Annotated in this window: 25 protein-coding genes and 1 pseudogene; 11 read left to right on the top strand and 15 right to left on the bottom strand. The window is 60.2% G+C overall.

Annotation, left to right across the window (positions count from 1 at the left end; all coding sequences use genetic code 11):
- Positions 1–59: 59 nt before the first annotated feature.
- Together BM269_RS02960 and BM269_RS29730 are read right to left on the bottom strand one after the other, a co-directional pair.
- Entirely contained in the window at positions 60–1,214 is a 1,155-nt protein-coding gene (locus BM269_RS02960; protein WP_229204469.1) for an alpha/beta hydrolase, read from the bottom strand.
- Positions 1,211–1,750, bottom strand: a complete 540-nt coding sequence (locus BM269_RS29730) for a hypothetical protein (protein WP_229204468.1) — start codon at positions 1,748–1,750, stop codon at positions 1,211–1,213. Before BM269_RS29730 ends, BM269_RS02960 begins: the two co-directional genes overlap by 4 nt.
- Positions 1,751–2,079: 329 nt before the next feature.
- On the opposite strand from BM269_RS29730, the gene BM269_RS02955 reads away from it, so the two are divergent.
- Positions 2,080–3,558, top strand: coding sequence for an alpha/beta hydrolase family protein (locus tag BM269_RS02955; protein WP_170860266.1), 1,479 nt, complete (start codon positions 2,080–2,082; stop codon positions 3,556–3,558).
- On the opposite strand, the gene BM269_RS02950 is transcribed toward BM269_RS02955, so the two are convergent.
- The gene (locus BM269_RS02950) at positions 3,518–4,861 is read right to left on the bottom strand and encodes a S41 family peptidase (protein ID WP_090435518.1); all 1,344 of its coding nucleotides are present in this window, start codon (positions 4,859–4,861) and stop codon (positions 3,518–3,520) included. The genes BM269_RS02955 and BM269_RS02950 overlap by 41 nt on opposite strands.
- A gap of 72 nt (positions 4,862–4,933) precedes the next feature.
- Between BM269_RS02950 and BM269_RS02945 the strand changes: the two genes are divergently transcribed.
- The 4 genes from BM269_RS02945 to BM269_RS02930 all read left to right on the top strand — a co-directional run bounded on the left by BM269_RS02945 (position 4,934) and on the right by BM269_RS02930 (position 8,444).
- Positions 4,934–5,851 carry a LysR substrate-binding domain-containing protein gene (locus tag BM269_RS02945; RefSeq protein ID WP_090435517.1) on the top strand — a complete coding sequence of 306 codons (918 nt, stop codon included), beginning with the start codon at positions 4,934–4,936 and terminating at the stop codon, positions 5,849–5,851.
- 172 nt (positions 5,852–6,023) lie between these two features.
- Positions 6,024–7,397, top strand: a complete 1,374-nt coding sequence (locus BM269_RS02940; RefSeq protein ID WP_090435516.1) for an SGNH/GDSL hydrolase family protein — start codon at positions 6,024–6,026, stop codon at positions 7,395–7,397.
- Positions 7,398–7,418: 21 nt separating this feature from the next.
- Positions 7,419–8,099 (top strand): OmpW/AlkL family protein, encoded by a 681-nt coding sequence (locus BM269_RS02935; protein WP_170860265.1) that lies wholly within the window; start codon positions 7,419–7,421, stop codon positions 8,097–8,099.
- Positions 8,100–8,186: 87 nt separating this feature from the next.
- A complete protein-coding gene (locus BM269_RS02930) occupies positions 8,187–8,444 on the top strand; it encodes a hypothetical protein (RefSeq protein WP_090435515.1) in 258 nt (85 codons plus the stop codon).
- Here BM269_RS02930 and BM269_RS02925 read toward each other — a convergent pair.
- Positions 8,422–8,892: a group II truncated hemoglobin gene (locus BM269_RS02925; RefSeq protein ID WP_090435514.1), complete on the bottom strand. Its 471-nt coding sequence runs from the start codon at positions 8,890–8,892 to the stop codon at positions 8,422–8,424. The genes BM269_RS02930 and BM269_RS02925 overlap by 23 nt on opposite strands.
- A 95-nt stretch (positions 8,893–8,987) precedes the next feature.
- Between BM269_RS02925 and BM269_RS02920 the strand changes: the two genes are divergently transcribed.
- The 3 genes from BM269_RS02920 to BM269_RS02910 are packed head-to-tail and all read left to right on the top strand — an operon-like array spanning position 8,988 to position 11,415.
- Positions 8,988–10,424, top strand: a complete 1,437-nt coding sequence (locus BM269_RS02920; RefSeq protein ID WP_139232653.1) for a hypothetical protein — start codon at positions 8,988–8,990, stop codon at positions 10,422–10,424.
- A complete protein-coding gene (locus tag BM269_RS02915; RefSeq protein WP_090435512.1) occupies positions 10,424–10,972 on the top strand; it encodes a hypothetical protein in 549 nt (182 codons plus the stop codon). Before BM269_RS02920 ends, BM269_RS02915 begins: the two co-directional genes overlap by 1 nt.
- Positions 10,973–10,983: 11 nt before the next feature.
- The gene (locus tag BM269_RS02910) at positions 10,984–11,415 is read left to right on the top strand and encodes a hypothetical protein (RefSeq protein ID WP_139232652.1); all 432 of its coding nucleotides are present in this window, start codon (positions 10,984–10,986) and stop codon (positions 11,413–11,415) included.
- Between the two features lie 57 nt (positions 11,416–11,472).
- Here the strand turns inward: BM269_RS02910 and BM269_RS02905 are convergent, their stop codons facing one another.
- Together BM269_RS02905 and BM269_RS02900 are read right to left on the bottom strand one after the other, a co-directional pair.
- On the bottom strand, positions 11,473–12,651 hold the full coding sequence (locus tag BM269_RS02905) for an acyl-CoA dehydrogenase (protein WP_090435510.1): 1,179 nt from the start codon (positions 12,649–12,651) through the stop codon (positions 11,473–11,475).
- 37 nt (positions 12,652–12,688) lie between these two features.
- Positions 12,689–13,195, bottom strand: coding sequence for a flavin reductase family protein (locus tag BM269_RS02900; protein ID WP_090435509.1), 507 nt, complete (start codon positions 13,193–13,195; stop codon positions 12,689–12,691).
- 151 nt (positions 13,196–13,346) lie between these two features.
- Here BM269_RS02900 and msrA point away from each other — a divergent pair, with 151 nt between their 5' ends.
- Positions 13,347–13,871: a peptide-methionine (S)-S-oxide reductase MsrA gene (gene msrA, locus BM269_RS02895; RefSeq protein WP_090435508.1), complete on the top strand. Its 525-nt coding sequence runs from the start codon at positions 13,347–13,349 to the stop codon at positions 13,869–13,871.
- Here the strand turns inward: msrA and BM269_RS02890 are convergent.
- From BM269_RS02890 to BM269_RS02860, 7 genes are read right to left on the bottom strand one after another with little or no spacing between them, the layout of a single operon-like run.
- Positions 13,864–14,214: a hypothetical protein gene (locus tag BM269_RS02890; RefSeq protein WP_090435507.1), complete on the bottom strand. Its 351-nt coding sequence runs from the start codon at positions 14,212–14,214 to the stop codon at positions 13,864–13,866. The genes msrA and BM269_RS02890 overlap by 8 nt on opposite strands.
- Before the next feature lies 1 nt (position 14,215).
- The gene (locus tag BM269_RS02885; protein ID WP_090435506.1) at positions 14,216–14,620 is read right to left on the bottom strand and encodes a cupin domain-containing protein; all 405 of its coding nucleotides are present in this window, start codon (positions 14,618–14,620) and stop codon (positions 14,216–14,218) included.
- A gap of 25 nt (positions 14,621–14,645) precedes the next feature.
- On the bottom strand, positions 14,646–15,092 hold the full coding sequence (locus tag BM269_RS02880) for a hypothetical protein (RefSeq protein WP_090435505.1): 447 nt from the start codon (positions 15,090–15,092) through the stop codon (positions 14,646–14,648).
- Entirely contained in the window at positions 15,089–15,520 is a 432-nt protein-coding gene (locus tag BM269_RS02875; protein ID WP_090435504.1) for an HD domain-containing protein, read from the bottom strand. The genes BM269_RS02880 and BM269_RS02875 overlap by 4 nt, the downstream gene beginning before the upstream one ends.
- Positions 15,521–15,530: 10 nt before the next feature.
- Complete coding sequence (locus BM269_RS28965; protein WP_139232651.1) at positions 15,531–16,019, bottom strand: hypothetical protein; 489 nt, start codon at positions 16,017–16,019, stop codon at positions 15,531–15,533.
- Positions 16,016–16,291 carry a hypothetical protein gene (locus BM269_RS02865; protein WP_090435502.1) on the bottom strand — a complete coding sequence of 92 codons (276 nt, stop codon included), beginning with the start codon at positions 16,289–16,291 and terminating at the stop codon, positions 16,016–16,018. Before BM269_RS02865 ends, BM269_RS28965 begins: the two co-directional genes overlap by 4 nt.
- A gap of 17 nt (positions 16,292–16,308) precedes the next feature.
- Positions 16,309–17,049, bottom strand: a complete 741-nt coding sequence (locus BM269_RS02860; protein ID WP_090435501.1) for an NUDIX hydrolase — start codon at positions 17,047–17,049, stop codon at positions 16,309–16,311.
- A gap of 118 nt (positions 17,050–17,167) precedes the next feature.
- On the opposite strand from BM269_RS02860, the gene BM269_RS29615 reads away from it, so the two are divergent.
- Positions 17,168–17,395: a hypothetical protein gene (locus BM269_RS29615; RefSeq protein ID WP_211482652.1), complete on the top strand. Its 228-nt coding sequence runs from the start codon at positions 17,168–17,170 to the stop codon at positions 17,393–17,395.
- 30 nt (positions 17,396–17,425) lie between these two features.
- Positions 17,426–17,686: pseudogene (locus BM269_RS30145) on the top strand (2OG-Fe(II) oxygenase); the annotation flags it as partial.
- Between the two features lie 61 nt (positions 17,687–17,747).
- Here the strand turns inward: BM269_RS30145 and BM269_RS02850 are convergent.
- Positions 17,748–18,035 carry a hypothetical protein gene (locus BM269_RS02850; RefSeq protein ID WP_211482651.1) on the bottom strand — a complete coding sequence of 96 codons (288 nt, stop codon included), beginning with the start codon at positions 18,033–18,035 and terminating at the stop codon, positions 17,748–17,750.
- 73 nt (positions 18,036–18,108) lie between these two features.
- Complete coding sequence (locus tag BM269_RS02845) at positions 18,109–18,498, bottom strand: cupin domain-containing protein (RefSeq protein WP_211482650.1); 390 nt, start codon at positions 18,496–18,498, stop codon at positions 18,109–18,111.
- Positions 18,499–18,533: the final 35 nt, after the last annotated feature.

Raw genomic sequence — 18,533 nt, 5'->3', positions numbered from 1 at the left:
ATGTTTGGTTGGATACAAGCAGCAACGCTAAGAGAGAGCACATCTTTATCCGGAGTGAGTCACGCATCATCTTTCCAATTCATAGTGGCGGCAATCCTGACGATAGAAAACAGAGTGGAGTGTAAGACTGCGGTGCTGCTATAGCTATTTTGATGCTCATAACCAGTCTGACGAAAAATTGCCTTGAAGCGTCCGCTCAAGAGTTGCCTGTCTGATGAACGTAAAGGGACTGTTTGATCGCCGGCGCCTTGCGACGGACCTAATTCAACGTGGATCCCTGCTACCTTGCCGCCACGGGCCGTCGTCCCTGCAAGAGTAAGTTTTCCCTTCATACTGTCATTGGTGATGCGATAGTCCGCCCAGGCTGAATCCGCTAAGGAACCGCTTAAATTCCAGACGATACGTTCCCACGACGCACGCAACGTATCAGCGCCATAATGCCCGTAGCTCTGTTCGTGGAAAGTATCTGCAATATCGAGATGGAATTGTCGGGCATCCTGCAAGAGATCTATAGTGGCCGTAAGTCCGGCATATGCGTTGTTGGCTGGGTTCAGCCATTCTTCTCGAAGCAGCCCGAACCATTTTCCACGCAAACAGTAAATTTCTTGATAGGGGTCGCCATTCTTTGGAAACTGATCAAGCAGAATGCCGTTTTTACGGACTTCTAACCAACCGTTTCCATATGCGCAACTTGGCAGAAGCTGCAAACCGCCTGGTGAATTTCCGAGAACTGCGGTTACTTCGTTGCCAGAATTGCCCAAGAATTTTGGCGCTGGGTTCATTCTTAGCGAACCTTCTTCGAAGCCGCATCGCATTCGCCTGTACGCAGCTGGCGCCCCGAGCGCAGGCATCACGCCATGCACGATGCCAAGTACTTGGTCTTTGAGATTCCCCATCTTCGGATGAATCAACGCGCGGGCAACCAAGCCGCCCATCGAATGGGTAATGAGAATGACTTTTTCGCAGGTGAAGCCTTGTCCTTTGTAAGTAAGAATCAAGTGCTGAATTCTTTCTGCCAAAACCTTTGCCGACCTGGCATTTGATTGCAGCCAGTTGTATCCCATGGCATGGACTGGGAACATGCAGCCCTTGGTGGCAGCTTCGAGTTCTCCTGCGGTAAGTGGCGTAAGCGCTGGATTTGCTGCGGCGCCCCATATCGCGGGATTTTTGTCGATGATGTCTTCCCAATAACCGTCAGCTTTCGGGCGGTTCAAATGCTGTTCGCAGCGTTCCAGAATATGACGGTAACTGCCGAAGAGTACTTCGCCCCAACCTCGTGCCCGCGCCTTTTCTTTTTGGTTCGGCGAGGTGTACAGGTAGGCGGATCGTCGGACAGCAGGGGAGAGTCCACCTCGAACCGCAGTGCCACCCTGACCTTGCTGTGATCCTGGCGCATACCCGCGCTTTCCGTCGCATTACCTGTCGAAGCATGCCCGTCGTCGTAGCTATCCACCTCAGTCGTGCGAGGATCCAGTTGTAATTGGCGTCGGATGGGTGCCGCCTCTAGAAACTCGGTCACTTCATTCAACCGATCCGGGCGCCAAGCGATGTTGTTTCCCTTGTTAAGATGCTGCTGCCGTTCTGCGCTCAAGCGCAAGTTCGATCCCATGATCCCGGGTAGGAACACGATCGGGATGACTCGCTTTGGAGGCAGGTGCATTACTTGCGGTGCCTTGTCCTGCTTCGGGGTGGCGTACCCCGCGGCCCGTCTACCTCCGGAATTCAGATCGACAGCCAGGTGCGTCGCCATGGGCGGTTCCATTATCGGGGAAATGAGAGGCCATCGTGGCATGCCAAGGGACCGGGAATCTTGATGCGCGACAAGCCGGCGTTCGTTGGATATGCCTGCAGTGTTGTCTCTTGGCGACATTTACGACATTGCGCTTTGGCGCCTGCGAAGGCGTCATGCAGGTGCATGGCGGTCTTACGATTGCTCGACGATTTGTGGCGCGGCCCGTTGAGCCGGAGGAGTATGCTTATGTCATGGATGCCGCGTACTCAGCTCAAGTGGCATTCCCCACGTGAGCACGGAGGCTGAACATGTGCCGCATTCCGGTAGTTGCAGCTTGTGTTGCGGGCATGCTGACCGCATCTCCGCTTTGTACTTTTGCCGCTGAATCGTCCGTCTCACGGTCCATGCTGTCGGTCCCCGAACGCGGCACGCTGCTGTCCGGCCCGACCCTGTCCCGCATCGAGACTGGTGTTTTCAGCACCGCCAAGCGCATCGAACCCGAGATGTTGGCCGAAGTGCTGGAGAAGGCCGGTAGCGCGCTGGCTGAAGCGGCCGGCAAGCCGCGCTGTACGATCACGACTTACAGCCTGCGTTACAGCACCGTCGGCGGCGGCGGCGAACCGACCGACGCCAGCACCGCATTGATCCTGCCATCGGGCAAGGATCCCGCCTGCCAGGGTCCGCGTCCCGTGCTGCTGTACGCCCACGGCACGTCGACCGCCAAGGACCACAATATGGCGCGCCTGCGCGGCGAGGCCAAGCTGGTGGCTGCCTTGTTCACCGCGCAAGGCTATATCGTTGTCGCTCCCAATTACGCCGGCTACGAGGGCTCTTCGCTGCCGTATCACCCCTACCTGAACGCCGAGCAGCAATCGGCCGACATGATCGACGCCATGCGCGCCGCCCGCAGCGCGATGACGATGCTCAAGGTGCGTCCAGGGCCGCAGCTATTCCTGGCGGGCTATTCGCAAGGCGGCCATGTGACGTTGGCCACGCAGCGCGCGATGCAGCAGGGCAGCGAGTTCAAGGTCACCGCAGCGGCCGGCCTGTCCGGTCCGTATGCCATGGCACGCTTTTCCGATATGGTCTTCAGCGGCCAGCCGAACGCCGGCATCACCATTTACCTGCCTTTGATTGCCACTTCCGCCCAGCGTGCCGGCGCCGCCATCTACAGCAAGCCGGAAGAACTGTACGAGCTGCAGTATGCCAGCGGCATCGAGACCCTGTTCCCCACCAAGATGACGCGCAAGGAGCTGCTCAAGCAAGGCAAGCTGCCCAAATCGGCGCTGTTCGCGCTTGATTCGCAGCCGCAGGGTAGCGGCAGTTCGATCTACTTCAGCAATCCGCACCTGGTGCGTACCAGTTACCGGGAAGCCTACCTGCAAGACCTGGCCCGGCATCCCTGCGATGATGGCGGCTGCACGCCCGCCAACAACCTGCGCAAATGGATGCTGAAGAACGACTTGCGCAACTACACGCCGCACAGCCCCTTGCTGCTATGCGGCGGCAGCAAGGATCCGTCGGTGCCTTTCTTTAACGCCACGGCGGCGGCGGAATATTTCAGCCTGCATGGGGCGCCGCCCACGGTGGTCGACCTGGAAGAGCAGGGCGCACAGGATGAATTCAGCACCGCCCGCCGCAGCTTCGCCCTGATCAGTGCCGAGGGCATGAAAAAGGCGGAGGAGGCAGCCGAGAAGAGCGACCGCAGCGCCACGGAGCTGCTGATGGAAAGCTATCATTCCCGTCTGGCCGGCGCCCCCTGCCTGCTGGCTGCCCGCAACTACTTCAATTCGCTGTTGCGGCAGGATGCCGTAGGAGCGCCTTGACCAGCGCGTTGCGATCGAAGGGATCGTCGGTCAGCACGATATCCGGCTGCACCAGGGCCGGTTCGCGCTTACCTGAAGGGCGATCGAGCACGAAGCGCGGCACCACGACTTCCAGCCCGGTGTTCGGCAGTACGTGCTGCTTCTGCGTGCCGCCGGTCTGTCGCACATAGGCATAACCGCCAGCGCCAACCAGCTTGGCGAAGCCGTGGTCCTGCACCGTATTGCTGAACAGGATGGCGGACGAATACGTCAGGTCCCCTACCAGCACGAACACCTTGCCGTCGAAATGCAGCGGATGCGCAGGCTCAGGCTGTACCCAGTTATCGACGTTGCCGGCGACGATGTCGCCCACTTTTTCGCCGGGGCCGGCGCGCCCCTCCAGCACCTTCTTCACATAGCTGGAACCGTTGCGATAGGGTTTGTCCGCAATATAGCGCAGGATGCCGGTCTTCCACATATCGTCATCGCCGCCGCCGTTTTCACGCACGTCGATCAACAGCGTCTGCGCACCGGCATCGCGCAAGGTGGTAAAAGCGCGTTCGGTGAAATCGTAGAAGCGCTGCTTGTCCGGCCAGCCGAACTGGTTGACGGTCAGCAGCCCGGCACCGCCTGGCAGCATGCGGAACTGGAAAGTTTGCTCGAACGACTTTTCACCCGCCACCGCGACCGGCACGGCCGTTGCGGCGGGCACTTCCAGCGCTTTCCCGCCGGCTTGCAGCGTAAAGCGGTCGGTTGCGCCATAGTTCTTCCAGTAGTACAGCCAAAAGCGGCGCTCCAGCAGCTTGTCGCGGAAGGCCGGCGTATCGCCATGCACCAGCGCGCCCAGTTCGCGCAGGATGCGCGCCGCCGGCACACCATTGATGGCCTCGATCTCACGGCCGGCCAGCGCGGTCGTGCCGCCGCCCAGCGCGTCGACGATGCGCAAGCGTTGCCGGCCATCGATCACTACTTCGAATGGAAATAGCGTGCCGCCCGCCTGCAGGTGCGCCCGGGTTTCCGCCCGCCAGTCGGGGAAAATGACGCCGAGGTGGGCATCGTTGAAAACGGGATTCATGGCCGCCAGCACGCGCCATGCTTCGTCGCGCGACATGGGCTGTTCCAGCTTGCCGCGCGCTGCGAGGAAGGCTTGATCGTAGGCTTGCTGGCCCGAGCGCAGCGCCGGCTCGGGATGGGTGCTTGCGATGGCGTCGCGCACGAATTGCAGGTCCTGCTGCAACTGCGCAGGCGTGAAGCGGGCCGGATCGGCGCGCAGGGGCGCGCAGCAAAGCGCACCAAGGGCAAGGAGGAGGACAGGAATTTTCATTGCCGGAATTCTAATAAATGGAATAAAGTTCGTGCTTAAGATTCCATAACTATTTGATTAAGGCTGGCCTTAATGCTCTCCACTGACGACCTGCGCTTTTTCTGCGCGCTGGCCAGCCAGCCATCGTTGTCGGCCACGGCGCGCCTGCTGGACGTGACGCCGTCCTCGGTGACCCAGCGCCTGCAAACGATCGAAGACAAGCTGCGCCTCAAGCTGGCGGACCGCCAGGGGCGCGGCATTGCGCTGACCGAGCAGGGACAGCTGCTGGCCGAGCGTGCGCAAGCCATCCTGGCCGAGATGGAAGCCTTGCAGCTCGCCTTGCACGAACAGCGCGATGAGTTGGCGGGGCGCTTGCGGGTGCTGGCGCCGATCGGATTCGGCAGCGCGCATATCGCCCCGCTGGCAGCGCGCTTCCGGGCGCGGCACCCGGCGCTGGCCTTCGAGCTGGAATTGTCGGACCGGCCCAACCTCCGCCTGCATGAGGGCTGGGACGTGGTGATCCATATCGGCGCAATGCGGGACTCAAGCCTGCGGCAACAGGTGCTGGCGCGTAACCGGCGCTACCTGTGCGCGGCGCCGTCTTACCTCGCACGGCATGGCAGCCCCCGTGACCTGGGGGAGTTGGCGGCGCATGCCTGCCTCGCCCTGCGCGAGAATGAGGAGGATGCCACGCGCTGGAAGCTGCTGCCGCCTGGAACCAGCCAGTACCGGACCATGCGCATCGAGCCAGCGCTGGCCTGCAACGATGGCCGCGTCGTCAAGCAATGGGCGCTGGACGGCCACGGCGTCATGCTGCGCTCGGAATGGGATATAGCGGCTGAATTGCGCAGCGGCGCCCTGTGCCGGGTGCTGCCGGATCACGCGTTGCCGGAAGCCGATATCGTCGCGCTGCTGCCGGCAAACGCCCGGCAACGGCCCCAGCGCACGCGCCGTTTCGTCGATTTCCTGAAGCAGGAATTTGCCCGGCCGCCCTGGCTGGAAGAGACGTGACTTGCAATGCTGATGCGTGGCTGCTACAGTCGCTGCCCTTGATTGGGCATGGCTGTTGTTTTTACAAATTTCTACTTGTAACAAGCAAGAGCAAGCTGGCATATTAATCCAGCAGCGAATAGCACGCGCGTTCGCAAAGCCCATAAAAAATCATCCCCCCTCTGGAGACACAATGCGTCATTTCAAACTTGCCATGACGGTCATGGCAGCGGCAGTTATTGCCGGTTGCGGCGGCAACGATCCAAGCCCAGGCGATCAATCGCCTAAACTTAAATATTCCTCCCAGGTGACCTTCGGCGACAGCTTGTCGGACGTCGGTACCTACAAAGTCGGCGCCGTGGCTGCCATCGGCGGCGGTACCTTCACCATCAACGGCAATAACACGGCTGTCAATCCGGCACTGACCGGCAAGAACTGGACCGAGCTGATGGCTGCACAAGTCGGCCTGCCGGCGCCGTGCCCGGCCGTGACCGGCCTGGATGGCGACGCCTCCAAGGGCTTCAGCGTGCCGGTGCAAGCCAAGACTGGCTGCTACGGCTATGCGCAGGGCGGCGCCCGCGTGACTAATCCTGTCGGCCCTGGCAACAAGCTGACCGGCAGCCCGCTGGGCGCGCTGACCGTGCCGCTGGTTACCCAGGTCAAGAACCACCTGGCAGCCGTGGGCGGCAAGTTCAAAGGCGATGAAATCGTCTACGTCATGGGCGGCAACAACGATGTGCTGATCAGTCTTGAGCAACTGTCGTCTGGCGCCACCGCCGCCGGCACCGCAGCAGGCAACACCGCATTCGGTACCAGCCTGGCTACCCAACTGGCTGCCGGCGCCACCAACCCAGCCACCGCTGCGCAATCGATCGGCCTGGCCATCGCCACCGAAGCTGCGCGCGCCGGCAGCACCAGCGCCTCCATCGTGCAGGCAGCCGTGACTGCAGCTGTCGCTGCTGGCAATACCGCCGCCGCTTCGGCAACCGTGTACGGCCCGATGGTCGCCAAGGCGCAGTCCGATGCAGCTACCGCGGGTGCCAAGGCCGGCGCCGACTATGCGGCCGCGCAAGCCCCGTCGCTGGTGCAGGCCATCGCCAAGGCAGGTTCCGAACTGGTGGCGCTGGTCAAGACCCAGGTGGTGGCCAACGGCGCCAACTTCGTGGTGGTGAACAATATGCCGGACATCGCCAATACCCCGTCCGGCCTGGCGCAATCGACCAGCACCCGTGCCCTGATCGACAGCATGGTGAAAGCCTTCAACGACACGTTGGCGGCAGGCCTGTCGGGCGATGCCAAGATCCTGCTGGTCGATACGTACAGCGCCAGCCACGACCAGGCAACCAATCCTGCGCCATACGGCCTGACCAACGTCACCGACACCGCTTGCGACCTGACTCCTGCCAAGAACCCGCTGGGCAACTCGCTGGGCTGCAGCGCGAACAACCTGAAGGCCGGCGACGTGAGCCACTACTCCTACGCCGACACCGTGCACCCGACCCCGTTCCTGCACCTGCTGCTGGCACGCTATGTTTCGGAAAAAATGGTCGCCAAGGGCTGGCTGTAATCAAAGGATAATGGAGACACAATGACACAACGTATCAACACCGCTGTAAAGCTGCTGGCCGTGGTGGCCGCGCTGGGCGCAGCATCGGGCGCATCGGCGCAATCCAAGGGTGAGTGGCTGGGCAAGGTCGGCGTCAACCGCATTTCGCCGGACGTGACTTCCGGCGACGTGACCGCGCCTTCCAAGCCGGGCATCAAGGCCGAAGTGGGTGCCGACACCAAGCCGATCTTCAGCCTCGGCTACATGATCACCGATAACGTGAGCACTGAGCTGATGCTGGGCGTGCCCTACAAGCACACCTTGTACGGCGCCGGTTCGATCGAAGGCACCGGCAAGCTCGGTACCGCGGAAGCACTGCCGCCGACCATCTTCCTGCAGTACCGTATGTTCGAGCCGACTGCCAACGTGCGTCCTTACGTTGGCATTGGCTACACCTACGCCTACTTCCAGAAGGAGACCGGCTCGGCGCAACTGACCGCCGTGCTGAACACCGGCGGCGAGCCGGCGACCTACTCGCTGGATTCCAAGCATGCGGGCAGCATCGTGATCGGCGCCACCGCCAAGCTCGGCGATCGCTATTACGCGGACGTGAACGTGGTCAAGACCAAGCTGAAGACCACCGCCCACTTCTCCACCGGCCAGACGCTGGACATCAAGCTGGACCCGCTGGCAGTCAGCCTGTCGGTCGGCTACCGTTTCTAAGCCAGGTCCCAGCCAAAAAAGCCGCCGCAAGGCGGTTTTTTTTTCGTCCCGAGGGCGAGCGGAGATGCAAAATTTGCACTATTATCGTTGGCGCAGACTTGCGCCGAATCCGCGCCATGCCTGTCAACGCGCGCCGTGCTGAAACGGCCGGACCTGTTCTCCGCCTACGTTGGTATCGGACAGGTCGCCAATATGCGCGAGAACGAACGCATCAGCTATGAGCATTCGGCCCAAATGATGCCGTGGGAGGAACCGGGCAAGACGTTGGCCAGCTTGATCACGTACGTCCGCCCGCTGGTCGTGAAGTCCGGCAAGCGCGGGACTAAGGGTTATACGGCCCCTTGACTTCGCCCCAGCCCCACTTCGGCATCGGCTGGTCGGCATCGACCGTCGTACCGGGCTGGGAGTTGATGACGGCCAGCCGCGAGCCCCATTCCAGGTAGCCCACCAGGGCCGAACGGAATTCAGGATCGTCGGGCATCGCCAGTTCGTCGGCGGTCTCCAGCAACAGCGCCACCCAGCGGCGGCGCTGTTCGTGCGACAGGTGGCGGTTCAGGTGCTGGCGGATCATGTGGGCATGGCCGCCATGTGCTTCGGAATAGGCGGTTGGCCCGCCCAGCACTTCGCCGAGGAAGGCCGCGACGTGCGCGGGGTGATGGTCGCCCATATGGGCGAAGACTGGGCCGAGCAGGGCGTCGGCTTTGACGTGTTGGTAGAAGCGGGTGGTCAAGCGGCCCAGGGCTTCGGTGCCGCCAACCCATTCGTACAACGTGGGAACGTGATCTTGGGACATGTGTCAGTCCTTTTGAGAAGGGGAATAGCTTGCAATTTCGAACGATATATTTTGCCGCTTTGCTGCCGGCATTTTTCAGCCTCACCGGTTGTGCAGTGTATAGCGAAACGCGGCACAAGCAGGGCGAGGCTGCCAAGGAAGCGTGGAAAACGGTGGATATCGCCGGCCAGCTCAATGTTGCACGCAAAGGCGAGGCGGCGCTGCTGGCCGAACAGCTCAAGACTGAAGAGGCGCTGCAAAAGGCCAGGCGCGATGCGCTGATTCGTTCCATGGTGTTCGACGGCACCGTCGCGACGCAATTGAAGGAGCCGATCGAGAAGCAGCTGCTGGCGCTGGCCGGTTCGCCGCAAGCTGCCGTCGCCTGGGCCGCTGCCCTCAAGAAGGAGGAAAGGGCGAAGAGCAACCTGCACGACGCGGAGATCGAGTTCACGCGCGCCGGCGTCGAGATGCCCGCTTGCGGCGCCATGTCGCAGCAATCGTTTGACGATTGGGCGCAGGCCCACGCGGGTGCGCCGGCTTACCTGCGGGCGGCCTGGATGAGCGCCGCTGACGAATGCTCGGGCACCGGCCTGACCGCGGGCTCCATTTTCGAATTCAAGGGCGGTGCGCTGGCGATTACCCAGAAAGAAGTTGCCGAGGCCCGTGCGGCAATCGGCGGCGCCAAGGCGGCCAGCCTTGCGGCGCGCAACCAGGTTTCCAAGCTGTCGAAGGAATACAGCGGCGAGCTGGAAAAGCTCTCCGCAGATCCGAAGCGGGCGCAGGACAAATTGAAGTCTATCGCCAAGGAGCTTGGCGATGCGCTGGCAAAAATCGAGAAGCTGCCGGACCCGGTTTCGCGCCAGTTCGTATCCGAGCAGCGGGTAAAAGCACTTGATGCGACCTTGGCCTCGCTGGCCGGAAACGCCGATAGCAAGGGCGAAAACGGCAGCACCAGTGCGGCGCTGGCCAGCTTGGCCGAATGGTTCGACAAATCGAACGTGGCGCTGACGGATGCGAAGAAGCCGCGCTTGGCGGCCGCACTGCTGCTACGCAACCTGGAGCAGGCAAAAGCCGATGCCGCCGCCAAGGACGCTCAATTGCAGGCGATGGAACTGCAACTGCTGGAGTCCAAGATGAGCTGGCAGCTCGAACAGCTTCGTTCGCTGAGCTACGGCCATCAGGCTTTGCAGGCGGTCGGTGCCGACATGGCGGCGATGCAGATGCGGGCTGCGCTGGCGCCGGCCGAAACGGCCAAAGCCACCTCCGGCAAGGCCTTTGAAGACAAGACCAAAGTCTGGAAGAGCGCCGCCTCCTATCTGGATGCCAACGGGCGCCTGGCTGCGGAAGTGAACAAGACCGAGATCCAGCGCAATGCGCTCGACCACGAGCGCGCCATCGCCTACGCTGAAGGCAATATCGCGCAGTGGAACGTGCTGATCTCGTCCACCATCAACCAGCTCGCGGAATATGGCGACGCCGGGGTGCGCAAGGAAGACATCACTGGCCTGGTGAACTCGATTGCACTGCTGTTCATAGCGAAAGGAGTTCAATAATGCGTATCGCCCCGATGCTTGCCGCCTTGGCGCTGTGCGGATGTTCCACGCCAAAGCCCGTGATGGAGCAGGCAAACCATGGCGTTGGCCTGATCGCCCAACTGGAGTCTTCGCTAACGGAATTCCGCCGGGTGGAGCGAAATTCCATGAAGGCCCGTGCCGACTCCCTGCTGGCCCAACGCAAGGCAATAGCCTTCGTCGACCGTGAGAAACAGCGCGATTTGCAAGCCCGCGTTGCGGCGGGAGACAAGCTGTCCGTCACCCTGATCGATAACCTGGTCGCCAATGCCGAAGGGCTGGCATTGAGCCAGGCTGAGTACTCCGATACCAACGCCAGGAACGAAGCAGCGGTGGCAGCCTTGCTGGCACCGGTTCCGGATACGCGCAGCGGTACCGCCGCCGCGCAGGCGAGGCTGGCGGAGATGGGAGAAGAACTTGGCTGGGACATCCGGCGCAGCGAACTGCAAGCCTTCATCAAGGCGGTGAAAGACAGCGTTGAAGAGGGCAAAAAGAAAATCGAAGAAGCTGAAAAGAAGGCTAACGACTAATGGAGGCAAAGATGGCGTCACTGACTGAACAATACATGCTGGACTACTTCGATTCCCTGCGGCGCCTGAAAGCCAAGCAGAATGAATTCGAAGACGCGGCCTCCGACCCCGGCAGCACCGACGGCGCGCGCGCCGCCGCCGCCGCGGCCTACCTCGACATGGCCAATATGATCGCGCGCTTCCGTGAGGCGCATGAAGCATTCATGCACCGCTTCGGCCCGGTGTCGACCGAAGCGCCCACGCAGAAGATCGTGGATGAATCGAGCCGCCTGCACAAAGCGCTCGGCGACATCATCGCCAAGACGAAGGAGCAGGTAGCGCTGATGCACGCGCTGGCGGATTTCGTCGACCGCTGGCAGAAGCTGTCGACCGACAATAAAAAAGCCGCTGCGAAATCAAAAAACGCAGCGGCCAATCTCAACTTCCTGACGCAGCCCGTTTAAGCCCGCCAGGAATTTTTTGTCCACCTGGGGTCAGGAACGAAGTGGACAATTTTTGCTTTACTGGAAGGCCTGGATGCCGGTCATCGCGCGGCCCAGGATCAGGGCGTGGATATCGTGCGTGCCTTCGTAGGTGTTGACCACTTCCAGGTTCACCATGTGGCGGATGATGCCGAACTCGTCCGAGATGCCGTTACCGCCCAGCATGTCGCGCGCCACGCGGGCGATGTCCAGCGACTTGCCGCAGGAGTTGCGCTTCATGATGGAGGTGATTTCGACGGCGGCAGTGCCTTCGTCCTTCATGCGGCCCAGGCGCAGGCAGCCCTGCAGGCCGAGCGTGATTTCGGTCTGCATGTCGGCCAGCTTCTTCTGCACCAGCTGGTTCGCTGCCAGTGGACGGCCGAACTGCTGGCGGTCCAGGGTGTACTGGCGGGCAGTGTGCCAGCAGGCTTCCGCCGCACCCAGTGCGCCCCAGGCGATGCCGTAGCGGGCCGAATTCAGGCAGGTGAACGGGCCCTTCAGGCCGCGTACATCCGGGAAGGCGTTTTCTTCAGGGCAGAACACTTCGTCCATCACGATTTCGCCGGTGATCGAAGCGCGCAGGCCGAACTTGCCGTGGATCGCAGGTGCGGACAGGCCTTTCATGCCTTTTTCCAGGACGAAGCCGCGGATCGCGCCTTCGTCATCCTTGGCCCACACGACGAATACGTCGGCCACCGGCGAGTTGGTGATCCACATCTTGGAGCCGGTCAGCGCGTAGCCGCCTGGCACCTTCTTGGCGCGGGTGATCATCGAGCCCGGGTCGGAACCGTGGTTAGGCTCGGTCAGGCCGAAGCAGCCGATCCACTCGCCGGTCGCCAGCTTTGGCAGGTACTTCTGTTTCTGTGCTTCGGTACCGAATTCATAGATCGGCACCATGACCAGGGAAGACTGCACCGACATCATCGAACGGTAGCCGGAATCGACACGTTCCACTTCGCGTGCGATCAGGCCGTAAGCCACGTAGTTCAGGCCGGGACCGCCGTATTGCTCAGGGATGGTCGGGCCCAGCAGGCCCAGTTCGCCCATTTCGCGGAAGATGGACGTGTCCATCTGCTCGTGGCGGAAGGCTTCCAGGATGCGCGGTTGCAGCTTGTCCTGGCAATAAGCCGCGGCGGCGTCGCGCACCATGCGTTCGTCATCGCTAAGCTGGTCGTTCAGCAGCAGGGGATCGTCCCAGTGGAATGCGGCTTTGCTCATGTTGCTTCCTGTCTCTCTTTGTTTATAAAAAAATCAATCATTTCAACAGGTCACGGAACTTCCCGCCGTGGAAAACCAGCGGTGCGTTCCCGGCGAACTCGCAATGCTCGACCTCGCCCACGAAAATCACGTGGTCGCCCTCTGGATAGCGGCTACGGTTGTGGCATTCAAACCACGCCGTGGCACCCTTCAGGACCGGCTGGCCGGTGCGCGACAGCTCGAATTCGACGGTACCGAACGGATCTTCCGTACGGGTCGAAAACAGCTTGGCCAAATGGGCCTGGTCGGCGCTCAGCACATTGATCACATAGTGCGAATTACCGCTGAAAATGGGCAGGCTGTTGGCGCCAGTGCCCAGGCTCCACAGCACCAATGGCGGGTCGAGCGAGACGGAATTGAAGGAACTGGCCGTCAAGCCACGGAAACTGCCATCAGCGAGCCGCGTGGTAATCACGGTCACACCCGTGGCAAATTGCGACAGTGCCTGGCGAAAATGCACACTGTCGAATTCACGCTCGGTGGCGCGTGGGGAGCTGGTATTCATGCGGGACCTGTTTGTTTCAAAGAGATTATGCCAAAGAACGATAGTCTAACCTTTGGCGAAAGCGACGGGGATTTTAGCTAGGGCGGCACTTTTTGAGCAGTGCGCGCCGATTTGCGCTACAGTAATACTTCCGGCACGTGAGGAGGGCGATATGGCTGAAGTAGCAATCCTGGGCGGTGGATGCTTTTGGTGCACCGAAGCGGTGTACCTGGAGGCGAAAGGTGTCACCAAGGTCGAATCCGGCTACATGGGCGGCGCGCAGCCGAATCCCACGTATGAGCAGGTGTGTACCGGCGAAACCGGGCATGCCGAGGTGGTGCGGATGGAATTTGACCCATCCCAGATCAGCTATCGCGACCTGCTGGTCATTTTCTTCACGATCCACGACCCGACTACCCTAAACCGCCAAGGCAATGACGTCGGCACCCAGTATCGCTCGGTGATCTTCTATCAGAATGACGAACAGGAAGCCACTGCGCGCCAGGTGATCGCCGAAATGGCCCATGTATGGGACGCCCCGATTGTCACCGAACTGGCCCCGGCCGCGCAGTTCTACAAGGCCGAGGATTATCACCAGAACTACTTCGTGCAGCATCCGCTGCAAGGCTATTGCGCGTTCGTGGTGGCGCCGAAGGTGGCCAAGTTCCGCAAGATGTACGCCGAAAAGCTCAAGTAGTTTCGCCGGCTTCGCAGACCAATAATTCAGCTGCTCGCAATGCATGGAGCCGGTTCTTCAGGAGCGTGCGTTGCGGCGTCCCCGCCGCGAATCTGGACTGGGCTTGTTCTGTTTTCCCGATCATTGACGCCAGGCTTTGAAGGGCGGATTTTTGTTCGTCCGGAGCAAGCCGGGAGAAGGCATCCTGGTCCCCTTTCATCAAGGCAGCAGCAATGTGCAAAGCCTTGAGATTGGCGCCGAGCATGGCGTGCTGCCATGTCCCTGCCGCCACCTTTTGCAGCGCCTTCTCGGACTTGCCGATCAAGGAAAGGATGGGCTTGAGAGCCTCCGCTTTTTCTTGCATCTTATTCCCTTTGACGATGGCCGGTGCCTTCTCCTGGCGTGATGAACAGCACTTTCGCTTCTCGGTCGACGTTGGCCGTGTGCCAGGCGCCGCGCGGGACGAGCAGGAATTGGCCAGCCTGGTCCAGCCTGACCTTCCGCTCGCCTCCGTCCATTTCCACCACAAATTCGAGTGCGCCTGAAATCAGCACGACGACTTCTTCGCCGGCGGGATGCTGTTCCCAGCTTGTCCAGTCTTCGCTGAAATCGTAAGTCGACACCAACCGCCCCGGACCGAGGTGGGCAAAGCCGCCCGAAGTCAGGTTTTGCCAGAACGATTCGTTGACTTCGAGCGGAACTGAAGTTCCTTCCGGGCCAAGATGGAGGTAAGTGTCTACGGCTTTGAACGGTCCAACAGGTGTCGCCATGGCAGGTACTCCCTCTGCGATTGATTCACATCCCTGAAATCGGACCACAATATATGACGATCCGGCAAGCGGCTAGCTGCGCGGCGCCAAAACCAGCGAAACACCCGACGAAGGTCACCGCGAAAGCGGTGGCAGGCCTGAGGCTGCGGCGACGTGCATATAAAGCCGCAACAACCGCCGCCACTGCAAGGCCAGGCAGCGAGAACAGGTGGCCGAGGCCCAGCAGACCTTCCGGACGTACCAGCGAAGCTTGCCATGCCCAGTAGCCGAGGAAGGTTGCGGCCAGCGCGGTAGCCGCGCCCAGTGTCGATAATGGTGGTGCCTTGGCGATCTGGATCAGGCCTACCAAACCGCACCAGGCAAGGGCGTAATACCACGGCCCCAAGTAGGCTGGGTCACCAAAGATGAAAGTCGCCGCAAGCAGCGCAGCGCCGAGGCCAAATGCCAATGTGATGTCGAGAGTGCGTGTCAATTTGATTCCGAGGCCATCAAGAGGGCGCGAACCTGCTTATACTCTTCAATCCGCGCAAAGTCTTTTTCTGTCGGATTGGCGATGCGGCTAAGGTCCATGTTTTCTGCATTGTCTGCGAGCTTGACTGCGCGTGCAATCGGATTCGATGCAGTGCGCGCCGCGGCCTGCAGGCGGGTTTCACCGGGGCGCTTGGTCAACGCCTCAATGGCTGCGACGACCTCGGGCGGAAAGCCTGACTCGCTCAACTGAGCCAGCGTCACCGGCGTATCCTCGACCACGTCATGCAGCACAGCGGCCATGCGTTCGCAATCGCTTGAGACGCGAAGCATGACGCGCAGAGGGTGAAGGATGTAGGGCTGCCCAGCCTTGTCGACCTGGCCGGCATGCGCCGCCGCGGCAATTTCGATGGCTCGTTCAAGAGTGCTCATGGCTCTTCGATTAATTTGTAAAATCCGGACGCTTGGCGTGTGTGCCGCCAGCGTAGGCAATCGCGGTCGCCCCAATCATCATGGCCGCTCCAACCATGATGGTAGGCGCAGCATCAACGCCGTCAGTTGGGTTAAGCATTCCCAGGATTGCCGGCACAATGGCTAACGCACCTGCGGCCGCTCCGCGTCTCGGGCTGACACTCTGGCCTATGCGCGAAGCGAAGGCTCCCGAGATCCAAAACACCGCTGCCAGGTAGGTCAATAGCATCGCTACCCCGATTGGATGCAGCAAACACTGATAGGAATCCAGCCCAAACTGAGGGGGTGGTTCGGGTAGCCTGATTGGATAGGCAGCGCTGATTCCACAATAGCCCCAGCCATCCGGATCAAACGAGGGGGACGGCGCAAGATAAACGCCAATAGCTGCGGCGGCTGTTCCGCCGATCAGCCCAAAGACGTCAAGCGATCGCACAAGCTGTTCTGGATGATTGGATGTCATGTACGCATGGTCTCTTGATCATTGACGTTCGGCAGCTGTAGCAGCACGTCATCCACGCCAACAGCGTAAGCAGCAAAGGAGCCATGCAGATAAATCTTGATTGTTCCAGACTTGATGTCGTGGTTCGCATCCACTTCTGCCTGTTCAAGTGACCACCGCGCCATCTCAGTCCTGTGTGTCATGAATTTATATCCAGACCAGATAAGGCTGATAAGTACTGCTATCAGCACTATTGCGGTCAGCGGCTTGATCAAGCTTTTTTTCATCTGCATTAATCTACATTCAACGGTCAACCACCCGCGCCCATCATGCGGTTGAAGTAAACAGTCGGATGGCCCGCCCGCAGCCGATACAACTGTGCAGGGCGGTTGCTGCCATGGCGCTGCTTGCCTGAAATCTCTTCAAGAAAATCGCCTTCCTTGATCCGTTTCCGGAACGCGCTTTTTTCCACCGGGCGTCCGAGGATGGTTTCATACACGCGTTGCAGGTCCGTCAGCGTAAATTCCTCCGACAGCAAATGCACGGGAATCGACGTGTACTCAACCTTGTTACGCAAGCGCTGCAGGGCTACTTCGAGGATGGCCGAATGGTCAAAGGCCAGCGTCTCTTGTGCCGTCAGGGTTTCCACCGGATGCCAACTGGCCGCATCGCTGCCGGAGCCATGGCGCAGCTCCATTCCATCCGACCCGATCAAGGCGAAGTAGGCGAACGTCGCCGACCAGCCACGCGGATCGCGTGTGGCGCTGCCGAACCCTTGCAGTTGTTCCAGGTAGGGCGCTTCAACGCCAGTCTTTTCGCGCAGCTTGCGTAGCGCTGTCGCATCGAGATCGCGGTCACGGTGAATGTCGATGAAACCACCTGGCAGCGCCCAACGCCCCTTGTGTGGATGCTCGCCGCGCTTCACCAGCAGCACGTGCAATGCTTGCTCGCGAATCGTGAAGATGACGAGATCGACGCTGGTGAGCGGAACGTCGAAGTCGTGAATACTGTAATTCCGCAGAAATTCCTGCTCTGTTTCGCTGCCGCTCATGAACGCCCTCACTTATTAACGAGGCCATTTTAACGCCCTTAGTGATAAATCAAAATAACTTAGTGAAAATGCGAAATAAGTTAGTGTAATATGTATACTAAGTAGGGATAAAGGTGACATGATGCAAGCAGAACAACTTGGCCTCGGGGTCTTCACAGTGAACCAGTTCCTCAACGAAGCCGAATGCCAACGCTACATCGAAATGGGCGAAGAGATGGGCTACCAGCCGTCTGAAGTCAACCTGGCTACCGGGTCAGTACGGCGTATAGATATCCGCAATAACGACCGCGTGATCTTCGACGATCCATGCCTGGCCCAGTGGCTGTTTGCGCGAGCCGCGCCTTAGCGGCTTGAATGAGCGCTTTCGTTTTACCGATATGGCCGCGGCGAGTACTTCAAATGGCACAAGGACGGCTCCTTTGAAAAGTCGCCGGACGAGGTAAGCCTGCTTACGTTCCTGATTTACCTGAATGCCGGTTTCGAAGGCGGCGACACCCAGTTCAGGTGGGAGACTGTGCGTCCGCAGGAGGGAATGCTGCTGGTCTTCCCTCACAACCAGTCGCACCAGGGCGCGGAGATAAGTGCCGGCATCAAGTACGTATTGCGGTCGGACGTTATGTACGAAAAGAGAAATTAAGTGCTGCGTAGAGAGGACCGAACTGAAATGATGTGCGCGGAGACCTGCCGCGTGATGATCCCTAGGGGCGACTCGCGTCATTGACGATTGCCTTGGATACCGAGGATACATCGCGGTAGAGCCTTAGGAATTTGAACATTTTGGGCCATTCGGCTCGCGGCTTGAAAACGATGGCGACTTCTTGGTTGCCAAGCGCCGACTCGGTGAGGACAACGTGGTCTGAAACAAGCTTGGCGTTCTCGAACTCTTTCGGATTGGCTTTGCAGATGGCTTTGTAGCTATAGTTGGTGCGTATCGCCATCGGTTCAAGCGCAGCCGCTAGGTGGTTGTTCTCGGTAACCATCAACATGATGATCGCGACTTCCGGTCAGTGTCGCGCGCAGTAAGACATCGAGAGCGTGAGTATGTCGACCTCCAGCGCGTCAGGTGTCAGGTAGTTCAAGGCTGTGGTCTGATGGTTGCGGGGTGACGCCAAGGATTTTAAGGTGGTCTGAATGCTCAAAGCGATGCCAGTGGTTCTGCGGCACCACCAGCAATTCGCCGGCATGCAATTGGATGCGCTGTTGCTGGCCCTCCACCAGCACGATGACGGTGGTACTGCCTTCCAGCGCCATTACGATTTCGTCGCCCGCAGGATGGCGCTCCCATTCGCTGCTGCCGGAGTAATAACCGACCGAAATGCTGCCATCACGGAACGGCGCGACTTCGGCGAAAGCCCGGTCGGCTACGCCGTCGAAAGCCATCTCCGGGGTGCGGTTGGGCAGGTGGGTAAGCTGGGCGAGAATGCTGGCGAGGTTCTTCTTTTCGAGCACTGGATCTCCTGAATGGAGGAAGGGGCCCCGCAGAG

It is taken from the genome of Duganella sp. CF458 (assembly GCF_900113115.1).
Taxonomy (GTDB): domain Bacteria; phylum Pseudomonadota; class Gammaproteobacteria; order Burkholderiales; family Burkholderiaceae_D; genus Rugamonas.
Note: the sequence above shows the minus strand (reverse complement) of the source record. Positions and strands in the feature narration are given on the sequence as shown.